The following is a 12,612-nucleotide window of genomic DNA, read 5'->3' on the forward strand; positions in this document are numbered from 1 at the left end:
AGAGGGGTTGGGCGTCGTCGGTGGAGATGGTGGTGGGGCGGGTGAGCTCGGGCAGGTCGCCCAGCGCCGCCCGACGCACCGCCGCCCCCGGAGTCGTCGGGGCGTCGCCCGTGGTGACCGTTCGGACTCTGACGGTGGACATGGCACTCCTTCGACGATGCGTGGGACCCGTGCCGCTTCCGTACGGGGACACGGCCCGGGTCCGTCGGTCGAGCGTCTTGGACCAGGATGCCTGCTATCCGGTGGTTCGGCACGATTTACCGGGGAAGCCGAACAGGAGCAGGACGGACCCTTCCGGACCGAGAGGAGTGACCGATGCCGCGCGGATCGAGCCCCAAGCGGGAACGGCAGTACGAGCACATCAAGGAGAGCGCCCGGGACCGGGGCGAGAGCGAGAAGCGGGCCGAGGAGATCGCCGCGCGCACGGTCAACAAGGAACGCGCCCGGGCGGGTGAGTCGAAGACCGCGAGCAAGAGCTCGACGCAGGACATGTCCTCGTCGCGCCGGGGCGGACAGCGCTCGCACAGCGGCGCGCAGGGCCCGACCTACGACCAGCTCTACGCCGAGGCCAGGCGCCGCAACGTGCACGGCCGTTCGTCCATGGACAAGGCGGAGCTGAAGCGGGCCCTGGGGGAGTGACCCGCCCCGCCCGGAGAAGCCCCGCGCCGGGCCGGGCACGGGCCGTACGCGCGCCCGTGCCCGGCCCGGCGCACCGCGTTCACGCCCCGTCGCCGCCGCTCCCGGGAGGCGCGGGCCGGACCTCCACGATGCCGCGCGCGATGCCGAGGTCCACGAGGTCCTCCGGCCGCAGCCGGAGCTGGTCGGCGGTCGTGACGGCCTCCTCGGGGGCGCGCTTGAGGATGGCCGCGGCGGCCTCGGGAGCGATGACGGAGAAGTACGCGTCCGGCGTGGTCCAGGTGTTCCCCGGGGCCGCGAGGGCCAGCGCGCCGCCCGATCCGCCCTCCCCGACGAGCAGGGAGGTCAGCGGGGTGCGCGCGGAGGCGACGGCGGCGAACAGGTCCGCGATCGCGCTCCCCGCGCCCTCGCGCTCCGCCGCCGGGTCGTTGGCGGCCCCCGGGGTGTCCACGAGGGTGAGGACCGGTATGCCCAGCCGTCCGGCGAGCCGCACGAGCCGGGCGGCGGTGCGGAAGCCGGCCGGACGGGTCGCCGTGCCGCACTGCGCGGCGTAGGCGGCGGTGCGGCCGTCGGGGAGCCGCCCGAAACCGCACCGCACACCCGGGTCCACCCCGCCGCAGCGGTCGCCGGAGATCTCCTCGCGGAGCGTGAAGTGGGCGTCGAGGTACGCGCCGGCCCGGGGCCGACCGGGGTGCCGGGCGCGCGCCACGGCCTCCCGGCCGCTCGCGGAGGGCGCCGCACCGGGGTCCCCGAGCGCGTACGGCGGCGGGACCGGGCCCTCGGCGGGGCGGGTGAGCAGGGAGAGCCAGCGCCCCAGGGTGGCGCGCAGCGCCTCCGGGGGCACGATCGCGTCCACGTGGCCGTGGGCGAGCTGCGCCTCGGCGGTGTACGCGGCCGGGTCCGCGCCCGGCGGGCGCACCCGGGACCCGGCGAAGGCGACCTGGGCGCCCGGCAGGGCGAGGACGACGTCGGAACCGGCGCCGAGCGTGGCCCAGCCGCCGCCGGTCGTCGGATCGCGCAGGACGGCGACCTGCGGCAGTCCGGCGGCCCGGGTGAGCGCCGACTCGCGGGCCAGGCGCTGGAGCTGGAGGAGGGCCCGCATGCCCTCGTGCATCCGGCTGCCCCCGGTGGCCGGGAGGACGACCACGGGCAGCCGCCGCTCGCGCGCCAGGGCGTGGGCCGCGGCGATCCGCGCCCCCGTCCGCTCGCCCAGGGAGCCGCCGAGGAACCGGAACTCGAAGGAGATCACGACCGCCGGCACCCCGCCCACCGCGCCCGTGCCGCAGACCACCGACTCGGTCTCGCCGGTACGGGCGGCGGCGCGGGCGTGCGCGGCGGAGTACCCGGACCAGCCGATCGGTCCGTCGTCCGCCAGGGGCCCCTCGGAGAAGGGGAGTTCGGTGAATTCGTCGGTGGCGAGGGCGATCGCCCCGCGTGCCGTCGTCGGGTCGGTCACGATGCCTCACAGCCGGTCGCCGGTGCGTGCGTACGGGTGGATCAGCGGTGCCGCCCCACCGTACCGCCCGGCCCCGGCCGCGCTCAGGCCAGGACGCCGCTCCCGTGCGGGGCGTACAGGTCCAGGAGCCGGACCCGGTTCACCTGGAGGCGGTGCGCCAGGACCGACCCCATCCAGAACAGGACCGCGGCACCGAACTCCACGTCCGAGCGGCACAGGGAGCGGACGGCCGGGGCGTCGAACTCGAACGCCCGCACCGGCGTCATCGCCTCCGCCCCGGACTGGCACAGGTACGGCGGGAACATCCAGGAGACGCCGACCAGTTCGCCGTGGCGCAGGGTCTCGATCACCGGGGCCCCGCGCCCCGGCACCCTCACGTCGAGCGTCACCGCGCCCGTCTTCACGATCCAGAAGCGGTCGGCGTGCTGCCGTTCCTCGAACAGCCGGTGACCGGCCTCGAAGGACACGTCCTCGGCGAAGGCCATCAGGCGCTCCCGGTGCTCCGGGGGCAGCGAGCCGACCTTGGGCGCGGCACTGCTCATGGCGGACCCTCCTCGCACACTCGATCCCACCCCCAGTGTCCGCCAGACGGCCGCCGCGCGCAGATCTCCCCCGGCCCGGGGAGGGCCCGCCCGGGAAGCGCACCGGAACGGTCCGCGGGTCGATCGGCGGCCCGGCCCGCGAGGAGCTCCTCCTCCGCGCCCTCACCCGTCTCCCGGGGGACGGCTCCGACCGGGCCCCGCGGGGTCCCCGGCACGTTTGAAGCCGCCGGGCCGGGAGAGCCGGGACCACGGGTCCGGCGTACGGCACCGGCCACCGTGACCGCGTCCCGGTCCGCCCCGCGGGGCGGACCGGGAAGGGGCGGACGGACCGGGCGGCGCGAGGCGGCGTCCCGGTGCGTAGAGTCGACCCCTGTACAGCCGCCGTGCCGACCCGTGCGAGCCCGCACGGACCCGTACGGCGAACCGGGCGCGCCCCACCGGTGCGCCGCCGACCGATCCCGACGAGGAGACTTCACGTGACCGACCCGGTGTCCACCGACCTCCAGCAGCAGATCGCCCGGACCCTCCAGGTCTCCGGGTCCTTCGACCCGGCGGCGGAGATCGAGCGCCGGGTGGCCTTCCTCACCGAGCAGCTCACCTCCAACGGACTGCGGGCCCTGGTGCTCGGCATCAGCGGAGGCGTCGACTCCACCACCGCCGGCCGGCTCTGCCAGCTCGCCGTGGAACGTGCCCGCGCCGCGGGCCACGACGCCACCTTCTACGCGATGCGCCTGCCGTACGGCGCCCAGGCCGACGAGAAGGACGCGCAGGCCGCCCTCGACTTCATCCGCCCCGACAAGGTCCTCACCGTGGACGTGAAGCCCGCGAGCGACGCGGCCCTGGAGGCGTGCGTCGCCGCCGACGTGGCCTTCCGCGACGATCACCACCGGGACTTCGTCCAGGGCAACATCAAGGCCCGGCAGCGGATGATCGTCCAGTACGCCGTGGCCGGTGCCCACAACGGCCTCGTCGTCGGCACCGACCAGGCGGCCGAGGCCGTCTCCGGCTTCTTCACCAAGTTCGGCGACGGCGCCGCCGACGTCGTCCCGCTGACCGGTCTGACCAAGCGGCGCGTGCGCGCCGTCGCGGCCGAGCTGGGCGCGCCGGACGAGCTGGTGCGGAAGGTTCCCACGGCCGACCTGGAGACCCTCGACCCGGGCAAGCCCGACGAGGAGGCGCTGGGCGTCACGTACGACGAGATCGACGACTTCCTGGAGGGCAGGCCGATCGGCCGGGAGGCGTTCGACACGATCGTCCGCCGTTACGAACTCACCGAGCACAAGCGGCAGCTGCCCATCGCTCCCTGAGCGGCGCCCGGGGAGGGGCGGGGGTCGGCCGACCCCCGCCCCTCCCCGGGCCCGTCGTCCTTTCCCGGTCCCGTCGTCTTTTTCCGGTCCGCTGCCTTCCTCGGGCCCGTCGTCCTTTCCCGGCCCGCTGTCTTCCTCGGGTCCGCCGTTCTTTCCCGGTCCGCCGCCCTTCCCGGCCCACCGCCCACCCCCGGGCTCCCGCCCGCGTCGGCCCTCCCGCGGCTCCCGCCCCGCCCTCCTCGCGCGACCCGTGACCGGCCCCCTCCGCCCGCCGCCGCACGCGGCGCGGAGCCCGATGCCGTACGGCCATCCCGCGCCCCGGCAGGCCCCGCAGCCCCGCAGGCCCCGCCGATCCCGACGGACGCCCGGTGCCGCCCCACGTGGGACGACGACGGACACCCCCGTGAACGAGAGCCCTTGGCGTACCGACGCCAGGGCCGTCCCCCACAGGGCCGATTTCCAGCCCGCTGAACAGCGTCTCCCGTCATGACCCTTGCGGGACGGTCCGGAGCCCTGCTATTCATCCGTTAGGAAGGTTTCCTTCCAATCTCGGAGGCGCCTTCTCGTGTCCCTCCCCTCGTTCGTCGTTCCGTGGAGACCCCATGACTTCCGCACGAACCGTACGACTCCGCTCCCGCCGCTTCGGCGTCGTCGGCACCGCCCTCGGCGCCCTGCTGTTCGGCATCACCGCCGCCCCGCCCGCCGTGAACGCCGCTCCCGCCCCCACGGCCCCCTCGCCCTCCCGGGCCGCCGCCACCACCCCGGCCGCGATCAACGGCCAGCTGAAGGTCTGCGGCACCAAGCTGTGCAACCGGTACGGCAAGCCGGTCCAGCTGCGCGGCATGTCCTCGCACGGCACCCAGTGGTACAGCCAGTGTCTGACGGGCGGCTCCCTCGACGCCCTCGCCAAGGACTGGAAGGCCGACGTCCTGCGCGTCTCCACGTACGTCCAGGAGGACGGCTACGAGACCGACCCGCGCAAGTACACCGACCTCGCCCACTCCCTCATCGAGCAGGCCACCGCGCGCGGGATGTACGTGATCGTGGACTGGCACATGCTCGACCCGGGCGACCCGCACCACAACCTCTCCCGCGCCAAGACCTTCTTCACCGAGATCGCCAAGCGCCACGCCGGCAAGACCAACCTGCTGTACGAGATCGCCAACGAGCCCAGCGGTGTCTCCTGGTCCAGGATCAAGAGCTACGCCGAGCAGATCATCCCCGTCATCCGCGCCAAGGACCCCGAGGCCCCGGTCCTCGTCGGCACGCGCGCGTGGTCCTCGTTCGGCGTCTCGGAGGGCGCGACCGAGTCGGAGGTCGTCTCCAAGCCGGTGAACGCGTCCAACATCATGTACACCTTCCACTTCTACGCGTACTCGCACCGGGACGAGTACCTGAAGACCCTCTCCCGCGCCGCCGACAAACTGCCGGTCTTCGTCACCGAGTTCGGCACCCAGAACTACGCCGGTGAGGGCGGCAACGACTTCGCCATGACGCAGAAGTACCTCGACCTGATGGCGTCCAAGAAGATCAGCTGGGTCAACTGGAACTTCTCCGACGACGAGCGCAGCGGCGCGGTCTTCAAGACCGGCACCTGCGACAAGGGCGGCCCCTGGACCGGCACCGCCTCCCTCAAGCCCGCCGGCGCCTGGATCCGCGACCGGATCAGGACGGCGGACGACTTCCCGACCTCCTGATCCGTACGCCCCCGACCCACCCGGCCGGCCGGTCCGTTCCCACCCGGCCGGCCGGCCCGGTGCGCCCCCGTCCCGCGTTCTCGCCCGGCGGGGGCGCACCGCTCCGTCGACGGGACCGCCGGGGGCCGGACACGAAAGTCCAAGGGGTGTGTGCCCCTCGCGCATGGCGCGTCCCGGCGGGCGGCGGTAGAACTCGGTCCGGGGCCCCGAGGGCCCCCGTGAGGAGAGGACCCGGACATGAGCACCCACGCCGACGCGGAGATCGCCGCGCAGCCCGACTGCTGGCGCCGCGCCGCCGAGGCCGCCGACCGCCACGCCGGCCTGCTGCCGGCCCCGGGCGAACGCGTCGCGGTCGTCGGCTGCGGCACCTCCTACTTCATGGCCCGCGCCTACGCCGCCCTGCGCGAGTCCCTCGGCGCGGGCGAGACCGACGCCTTCCCCGCCTCCGACGGGACCCCGCTCGGGCGCGGCTACGACCGGATCGTGGCCCTGACCCGGTCGGGCACCACCACGGAGGTCGTGGACCTGCTGGCCCGCGCCGCCGGCCGCGCCCCGACCCTCGTCCTCACCGGCGCCCCCGACAGCCCGGCGGGACGGCTCGCCGACCGGGTCCTCGACCTCGGCTTCGCCGGCGAACGCTCCCTCCTGCAGACCCGGTTCGCCACCACCGCCCTGCAACTCCTGCGCGCCGGGCTCGGCGTGGACCTCGCCCCCGCGATCGCGGACGCCGAACTCGTCCTGTACGAACGGCTGCCGGCCCTCTGGGAGCGGCGCGGCCAGTTCACCTTCCTCGGCACCGGCTGGACGGTCGGCCTCGCCGACGACGCCGCCCTCAAGCTGCGCGAGGCGGCCCGCGCCTGGACGGAGTCGTACGCGGCGATGGAGTACCGCCACGGACCGATCAGCATCAGCGACCGGACCAGCCTCGTCTGGTGCCTCGGCCCCGCCCCCTCGGGACTGCGCGACGAAGTGGAGTCCACCGGCGCCCTGTTCGCCGCCGACGCGATCGACCCGGTCGCCGCCCTCGTCCGCGCCCAGCGGCTCGCGGTCGCCCTCGCCGCCCGGCGCGGCCTCAACCCCGACCGGCCCCGGCACGTCTCGCGCTCGGTGATCCTCGCCGGTGCGTCCCGCCCCGTGGCCGCGGAGGCGGCCCGTATCCTGCGCCCATGACCGCAACGGACGCCATCGGCCTCGCCGAGATGCCCGGCGACTGGCGGCGCGCGCTCGCCGTCGTCGCCCACCCCGACGACCTGGAGTACGGCTGCGCGGCCGCCGTCGCCGCCTGGACCGACGCCGGGAAGGAGGTCGTCTACGTCCTCGCCACCCGCGGCGAGGCGGGCATCGACACCCTCGCCCCGGACGTCTGCGGCCCGCTGCGGGAACGGGAGCAGCGCGACAGCGCCGCCGTCGTCGGCGTGGACACCGTCGAGTTCCTCGGCCACCGCGACGGCGTGATCGCGTACGGACCGGAGCTGCGCCGCGACATCGCGGCCGCGATCCGCCGCCACCGCCCGGAGCTGGTCGTCACCCTCAACCACCGCGACACCTGGGGCGGCGGCCCCGGCGCCCCCTGGAACACCCCCGACCACCTGGCCGTCGGCCGCGCCGTCCTCGACGCGGCGGGCGACGCGGGCAACCGCTGGATCTTCCCCGAACTGCGGGAACGGGGCCTGGAGCCGTGGAACGGCGTCCGCTGGGTCGCGGTCGCCGCGTCCAGCGCCCCGACCCACGCGGTCGACGCGGGTCCGGGCCTCGAACGCGCGGTCCGCTCGCTCCTCTGCCACCGGACCTACATCGAGGCGCTGACGGACCGGGACCCCGAGGAGTACGTCCGGTCCTTCCTCGCCGAGACGACGGGCCGGGCCTCCGGGCGCTTCGGCGGCCGTCCCGCCGTGACCTTCGAGCTGTTCCCGCGCTGACGGGGGCCGCCTCAGGCGGGCGCCGCGCCGGCCACCGCCGCCTCCAGGTCGCCGAACAGCAGCTCGTTGTTGATCGTGACGCCCGCCCGGTAGCCCCCGCTCACCGCGTTGACCACCTGCTCCTGCGGGCCCGTCACGTTCCCCGCCGCCCACACGCCGGGCACGCTCGTCCGTCCCGTCCCGTCCACCGCGACGAACTCTCCGAACGGCGTGGCGTTCCTCTCCGCCCCCAGCCGCCGCAGGACATCGTCCCGGGCCGCCAGGCGCGTCGCCCCGACGAAGACCACCTCGCGCGGCACGAACCGCCCGTCGGCGAGCCGGACCCCGGTCAGCCGGTCGTCCTCCACCGCGAGCCCGGCGACCTCGCCGGCCACGACCTCCACCCCCGCCGCGTCGAGCAGCGCCGCGTCCCGCGCGGAGAGCCCGTCGGCGGTGTGCAGGAAGAGGGTCACGTCCGGGGACCACCGGGAGACCATCAGCGCCTGGTGGGCCGGCATCGCCGGATGGGCGATGACCCCGAACGGGCGGTCGCGGACCTCCCAGCCGTGGCAGTACGGGCAGTGCAGCACGTCCCGGCCCCAGCGCCCGGCCACCCCGTCGATCTCCGGCAGCTCGTCCACGAGCCCGGTCGTCACCACGAGCCGCCGCGCGCCGACGGCCGTGCCGTCCGCGAGCGACACGGTGAAACCGTCCCGCCCGTCCGGCTCCGCGTCCGTCACCCGGCCGGACCGCCACTCCACCCCGTACGCGGCGATCTCCTCCCGGCCCGCCGCCAGGTACGCGGCGGGGCTCATGCCGTCCCTGGAGAGGACGCCCCGCATGTGGGCCGTGGGGGCGTTGCGGGGCTCGCCCGCGTCGACCACCAGGGTGCGCCGCCGCGACCGGCCCAGGACCAGGGCCGCGCTGAGCCCGGCCGCGCCGCCTCCGACGACCACCACGTCGTACCGCTCGTCCTGCTGCGTCATGTGTGCGTTCATGGGGCCGAGGTTCGGCCGGGCGCCCCCTCCGGTGCAAGAAAACTTGCCGGTCCTGCAACACTGGACCCATGACCGCAGACGACCGCATCGACGCCGTACTGAACGAGGTGGGCCCCCGGCTCCGCCGGGTCCGCCGCGACCGGGGGGTGACCCTGGCCGAGCTCTCCGCCGCCACCGGCATCTCCGTGAGCACCCTCTCCCGGCTGGAGTCCGGGCAGCGCAGGCCCAGCCTCGAACTGCTCCTGCCGCTCGCCCGCGCCCACCAGGTCCCGCTGGACGAACTGGTCGGCGCGCCGCCCGTGGGCGACCCCCGGGTCAGGGCCAGGCCGATCGTGCGGCACGGGCGCACGATGTACCCGCTGACCCGGCAGCCCGGCGGGCTCCAGGCGTACAAGGTGATCCAGGAGAAGCCGTACGAGGAGCCGGAGGGCCGGGTGCACGAGGGGTACGAGTGGCTGTACGTGCTCTCCGGCAGACTCCGGCTGCACCTCGGCGGGCGGGAGGTCGTCCTGGGGGCGGGGGAGGCGGCCGAGTTCGACACGCGCGTCCCGCACTGGTTCGGGCCGACCGCCGACGGACCGGTGGAGTTCCTGAGCCTGTTCGGGCCGCAGGGGGAGCGCATGCACGTCAGGGCCCGGCCCAAGAAGTCCGGCCGATCCGTTCCCCCAGGGCAAGCGACCGCTTAGTATGCAGCCGACCGCTCGGTACGGAGGAGGCTTCCGGATGCAGGCATGGCGTGTGTACGAGAACGGTGAACCGGGTGCGGTGATGCGCCGCGAGGAAGTGGAGCCGCCCGAGCCCGGTGACGGCCAGGTCCTCCTGAGGGTCCGCGCCGCGAACGTCAACTTCCCCGACGCGCTGCTCTGCCGGGGCCATTACCAGGTGCGCCCCCCGCTGCCCTTCACCCCCGGCGTGGAGGTCTGCGCCGAGACCGGGGACGGGCGCAGGGTCGTCACCACCGTCGCCCTCCCGCACGGCGGCTTCGCGGAGTACGCCCTCGCCGACGCCGCCGGGCTGCTCCCCGCCCCCGAGTCGCTCGACGACGCCGAGGCCGCCGCGCTCCACATCGGCTACCAGACCGGCTGGTTCGGCCTGCACCGCCGCGCCGCCCTGGAGGAGGGCGAGACCCTCCTCGTCCACGCGGCGGCGGGTGGCGTCGGCAGCGCGGCCGTCCAGCTCGGCAAGGCGGCCGGCGCCACCGTCATCGGCGTCGTCGGCGGACCCGCGAAGGCCGCCGTCGCCCGCGCCCTCGGCTGCGACGTGGTGATCGACCGGCGCTCCGAGGACGTCGTCGCCGCCGTCAGGGCCGCGACCGGCGGCCGGGGCGCCGACGTGATCTACGACCCCGTCGGCGGCGACGCCTACCGGCAGTCCGCGAAGTGCGTCGCCTTCGAGGGCCGGATCGTGGTCGTCGGCTTCGCGAGCGGCACCGTCCCCGAGCCCGCCCTCAACCACGCCCTGGTGAAGAACTACTCCGTCCTCGGCCTCCACTGGGGCCTGTACGCGGCGAAGGACCCCGCCTCGGTCGGCCGCTGCCACGAGACCCTCACCGCCTACGCCGCCAAGGGCCTGATCAAGCCGCTCGTCGGGGAGCGCGTCCCCTTCGCGGGCGCCGCCGACGCCGTCCAGCGCGTCGCCGACGGCACCACCACCGGCCGCCTGGTCGTCCTCCCGGAAGGGGCCCGCGCGTGACCGGCCCGGACCCGGCCCCGCCCGGCGCCGTCGCACTCCGCGCGCTCACCCGGAAGCTCCTCGACGAGCACCCGCCCGCCACCACCGGCCGAACCGACTTCCTGCGCGCCCGCTTCGACGCCGGACTCGCCTGGGTGCACTGCCCCGTGGGCCTCGGCGGACTCGGCGCGCCCCGCGCCCTCCAGACCGTCGTGGACGCCGAACTCGCCGCCGCGGGCGCGCCCGACAACGACCCGCGCCGCATCGGCATCGGCCTCGGCATGGCCGCCCCCACCCTCCTGGCGTACGGCTCCGAGGAGGTCAAACGCCGCTTCCTCAGGCCGCTGTGGGTCGGCGAGGAGGTGTGGTGCCAGCTCTTCAGCGAACCCGGCGCCGGCTCCGACCTCGCCGCCCTCGGCACCCGGGCCGTCCGGGACGCCGGGGGAGACTGGGTGATCGACGGACAGAAGGTGTGGACCTCCAGTGCCCATGTCGCCCGCTGGGCCATCCTCATCGCCCGCACCGACCCGGACGCGCCCAAGCACCGGGGCATCACCTACTTCGTCTGCGACATGACCGACCCCGGCGTGGAGGTCAGGCCGCTGCGCCAGATCACCGGCGAGGCCGAGTTCAACGAGGTCTTCCTCACCGGCGTCCGCATCCCCGACGCCCACCGCCTCGGCGAGGTCGGGGACGGCTGGCGGGTCGCGCGGACCACCCTCATGAACGAACGCGTCTCCATCGGCGGGGCCCGCGTCCCCCGCGAGGGCGGCATGATCGGGAAGGCCGCCGCCACCTGGCGCGAACGCCCCGAACTGCGCACCCACGACCTGCACCGGCGCCTCCTCGACCTCTGGGTGGAGGCCGAGGTGGCCCGGCTCACGGGCGAACGCCTCCGCCAGCAGCTCGTCGCCGGCGAGCCGGGCCCCGAGGGCAGCGCGACGAAGCTCGCCTTCGCCCGGCTCAACCAGGCCATCAGCGGCCTGGAGGTCGAACTCCTCGGCGAGGGGGGGCTGCTGTACGGGGAGTGGACCATGCGCCGCCCCGACCTCGTCGACTTCACCGGCCGCGACGCCGGCTACCGCTATCTGCGGTCCAGGGGCAACTCGATCGAGGGCGGCACCAGCGAGGTGCTCCTCAACATCGTGGCCGAGCGGGTCCTCGGCCTGCCCCCGGAGCCCCGCGACGACAAGGACGTTCCGTGGAAGGACCTCGCGCGATGACGGACCGGACCGACCTCCTCTACTCCGAGACCGAGGACGACCTGCGCGCGGCCGTCCGCGCCCTGCTCGCCGACCGGGCCGGCCACGCGGTCCTGCTCGGCCGGATCGAGACGGACGACCCGTACGTCCCCGGTCTCTGGACGTCCTTGGCGACCGGCATCGGCGCCGCGGGCCTCCTCGTCCCCGAGGGGCTCGGCGGCCAGGGCGCGAGCCACCGCGAGGCCGCCGTGGTCCTGGAGGAACTGGGCCGCGCGGTCACCCCCGTCCCCTACCTCACGAGCGCGGTGACGGCCGCCGAGATCCTGCTCGCGCTCGCGGAGGAGAGCGACCCGGCGGCCGGACTCCTCGCCTCCGTCGCGAGCGGCCGCACGGTCGCGGTCCCCGCCGTGCCCCTGACGACCGCGCCGTACGACCCGGCCCCGCCGCCCGGCCCCTCCGTGTCCGCCGTCGCCGACGCCGTCGCGGCCGACGTCTTCCTGGTCCCGCGTCCCGACGGCCTGTATGCCGTGCCCGCCGACGAGGCGGCGGTCGAGCCGCGGACCCCGCTCGACCTCACCCGCCCGCTCGCCCGGGTCACCACGGAGCCCGGCACCGGCACCCGGCTCGCCGGTCCCGGGGCGTCCCGCGCGGCCGTCGGGCGCGGACTGCTCGCGGGCGCCGGACTGCTGGCCTCCGAACAGCTCGGGCTCGCCGAACGGTGCCTGGAGGAGACCGTGCGGTACACCCGCGAGCGCCACCAGTTCAACCGGCCCGTCGGCTCCTTCCAGGCGCTGAAGCACCGCATGGCCCGGCTCTGGCTGGACGTCGTGGGGGCCAGGGCGGCGGCCCGCGCCGCCGCGGACGCCCTCGCCGCGGGCCGTCCGGACGCCCCGCTCACCGTGGCCGTCGCCCAGGCGTACTGCTCCGGGGTCGCCGTCCGCGCGGCCGAGGAGTGCGTCCAGCTCCACGGCGGGATCGGGATGACCTGGGAGCACCCCGCCCACCTGGCGCTGAAGCGGGCCGTGTCCGACCGGGCCGCGTTCGGCGCGGCGGGCCGCCACCAGGACGCGATCGCCGCCCTGGCGGACCTTCCGGCGCCCGTGTAGGGAGCCCGCGCGGAACGTCCGCACGCCCCCGCCCGCGGGACCCACCTGTACGGGCCCCACGGGCCCCGCGCGCCCCACCCGCCCCTCAGGTAAGGGGCC

General features: G+C 75.5%; 12 protein-coding genes. 9 read left to right on the forward strand and 3 right to left on the reverse strand.

Annotation, left to right across the window (positions count from 1 at the left end; genetic code table 11):
- Window positions 1-315: 315 nt before the first annotated feature.
- Complete coding sequence (locus ACFYZY_RS18780) at window positions 316-639, forward strand: plasmid stabilization protein (protein WP_388695191.1); 324 nt, start codon at window positions 316-318, stop codon at window positions 637-639.
- Window positions 640-718: 79 nt separating this feature from the next.
- Here the strand turns inward: ACFYZY_RS18780 and ACFYZY_RS18785 are convergent, their stop codons facing one another.
- Both ACFYZY_RS18785 and ACFYZY_RS18790 read right to left on the reverse strand, forming a co-directional pair.
- On the reverse strand, window positions 719-2,092 hold the full coding sequence (locus ACFYZY_RS18785) for a carboxyl transferase domain-containing protein (protein WP_388695194.1): 1,374 nt from the start codon (window positions 2,090-2,092) through the stop codon (window positions 719-721).
- A gap of 83 nt (window positions 2,093-2,175) precedes the next feature.
- Entirely contained in the window at window positions 2,176-2,634 is a 459-nt protein-coding gene (locus ACFYZY_RS18790) for a Crp/Fnr family transcriptional regulator (protein ID WP_388695196.1), read from the reverse strand.
- Between the two features lie 476 nt (window positions 2,635-3,110).
- Here ACFYZY_RS18790 and nadE point away from each other — a divergent pair, with 476 nt between their 5' ends.
- The 4 genes from nadE (at window position 3,111) to ACFYZY_RS18810 (ending at window position 7,557) form a co-directional block, all read left to right on the forward strand.
- Window positions 3,111-3,941, forward strand: coding sequence for an ammonia-dependent NAD(+) synthetase (gene nadE, locus ACFYZY_RS18795; protein WP_388695199.1), 831 nt, complete (start codon window positions 3,111-3,113; stop codon window positions 3,939-3,941).
- A gap of 602 nt (window positions 3,942-4,543) precedes the next feature.
- Window positions 4,544-5,638 carry a glycoside hydrolase family 5 protein gene (locus ACFYZY_RS18800; protein ID WP_388695201.1) on the forward strand — a complete coding sequence of 365 codons (1,095 nt, stop codon included), beginning with the start codon at window positions 4,544-4,546 and terminating at the stop codon, window positions 5,636-5,638.
- Window positions 5,639-5,875: 237 nt separating this feature from the next.
- Window positions 5,876-6,808, forward strand: a complete 933-nt coding sequence (locus tag ACFYZY_RS18805; RefSeq protein WP_388695204.1) for an SIS domain-containing protein — start codon at window positions 5,876-5,878, stop codon at window positions 6,806-6,808.
- On the forward strand, window positions 6,805-7,557 hold the full coding sequence (locus tag ACFYZY_RS18810; RefSeq protein WP_388695206.1) for a PIG-L deacetylase family protein: 753 nt from the start codon (window positions 6,805-6,807) through the stop codon (window positions 7,555-7,557). Before ACFYZY_RS18805 ends, ACFYZY_RS18810 begins: the two co-directional genes overlap by 4 nt.
- Before the next feature lie 11 nt (window positions 7,558-7,568).
- Here ACFYZY_RS18810 and ACFYZY_RS18815 read toward each other — a convergent pair whose 3' ends face one another.
- Window positions 7,569-8,534: an NAD(P)/FAD-dependent oxidoreductase gene (locus ACFYZY_RS18815; protein WP_388695207.1), complete on the reverse strand. Its 966-nt coding sequence runs from the start codon at window positions 8,532-8,534 to the stop codon at window positions 7,569-7,571.
- Window positions 8,535-8,602: 68 nt separating this feature from the next.
- Between ACFYZY_RS18815 and ACFYZY_RS18820 the strand changes: the two genes are divergently transcribed.
- From ACFYZY_RS18820 to ACFYZY_RS18835, 4 genes are read left to right on the forward strand one after another with little or no spacing between them, the layout of a single operon-like run.
- Window positions 8,603-9,220, forward strand: coding sequence for a helix-turn-helix domain-containing protein (locus ACFYZY_RS18820; RefSeq protein ID WP_388695209.1), 618 nt, complete (start codon window positions 8,603-8,605; stop codon window positions 9,218-9,220).
- A 37-nt stretch (window positions 9,221-9,257) separates the two neighbouring features.
- Window positions 9,258-10,226 carry an NADPH:quinone oxidoreductase family protein gene (locus ACFYZY_RS18825; protein WP_388695211.1) on the forward strand — a complete coding sequence of 323 codons (969 nt, stop codon included), beginning with the start codon at window positions 9,258-9,260 and terminating at the stop codon, window positions 10,224-10,226.
- Window positions 10,223-11,428 (forward strand): acyl-CoA dehydrogenase family protein, encoded by a 1,206-nt coding sequence (locus tag ACFYZY_RS18830; protein ID WP_388695214.1) that lies wholly within the window; start codon window positions 10,223-10,225, stop codon window positions 11,426-11,428. Before ACFYZY_RS18825 ends, ACFYZY_RS18830 begins: the two co-directional genes overlap by 4 nt.
- Window positions 11,425-12,513: an acyl-CoA dehydrogenase family protein gene (locus ACFYZY_RS18835; RefSeq protein WP_388695217.1), complete on the forward strand. Its 1,089-nt coding sequence runs from the start codon at window positions 11,425-11,427 to the stop codon at window positions 12,511-12,513. The genes ACFYZY_RS18830 and ACFYZY_RS18835 overlap by 4 nt, the downstream gene beginning before the upstream one ends.
- The last annotated feature ends 99 nt before the right edge of the window (window positions 12,514-12,612 follow it).

The organism is Streptomyces sp. NPDC001744 (assembly GCF_042892575.1).
GTDB lineage: Bacteria > Actinomycetota > Actinomycetes > Streptomycetales > Streptomycetaceae > Streptomyces.

What these genes read in the sequence shown, in the direction of transcription:
- ACFYZY_RS18780 (WP_388695191.1), top strand. Translation starts at nt 316, where the DNA reads ATGCCGCGCGGATCGAGCCCCAAGCGGGAACGGCAGTACGAGCACATC.
- ACFYZY_RS18790 (WP_388695196.1), bottom strand. Translation starts at nt 2,634, where the DNA reads ATGAGCAGTGCCGCGCCCAAGGTCGGCTCGCTGCCCCCGGAGCACCGG.
- ACFYZY_RS18800 (WP_388695201.1), top strand. Translation starts at nt 4,544, where the DNA reads ATGACTTCCGCACGAACCGTACGACTCCGCTCCCGCCGCTTCGGCGTC.
- ACFYZY_RS18805 (WP_388695204.1), top strand. Translation starts at nt 5,876, where the DNA reads ATGAGCACCCACGCCGACGCGGAGATCGCCGCGCAGCCCGACTGCTGG.
- ACFYZY_RS18810 (WP_388695206.1), top strand. Translation starts at nt 6,805, where the DNA reads ATGACCGCAACGGACGCCATCGGCCTCGCCGAGATGCCCGGCGACTGG.
- ACFYZY_RS18815 (WP_388695207.1), bottom strand. Translation starts at nt 8,534, where the DNA reads ATGAACGCACACATGACGCAGCAGGACGAGCGGTACGACGTGGTGGTC.
- ACFYZY_RS18820 (WP_388695209.1), top strand. Translation starts at nt 8,603, where the DNA reads ATGACCGCAGACGACCGCATCGACGCCGTACTGAACGAGGTGGGCCCC.
- ACFYZY_RS18825 (WP_388695211.1), top strand. Translation starts at nt 9,258, where the DNA reads ATGCAGGCATGGCGTGTGTACGAGAACGGTGAACCGGGTGCGGTGATG.
- ACFYZY_RS18835 (WP_388695217.1), top strand. Translation starts at nt 11,425, where the DNA reads ATGACGGACCGGACCGACCTCCTCTACTCCGAGACCGAGGACGACCTG.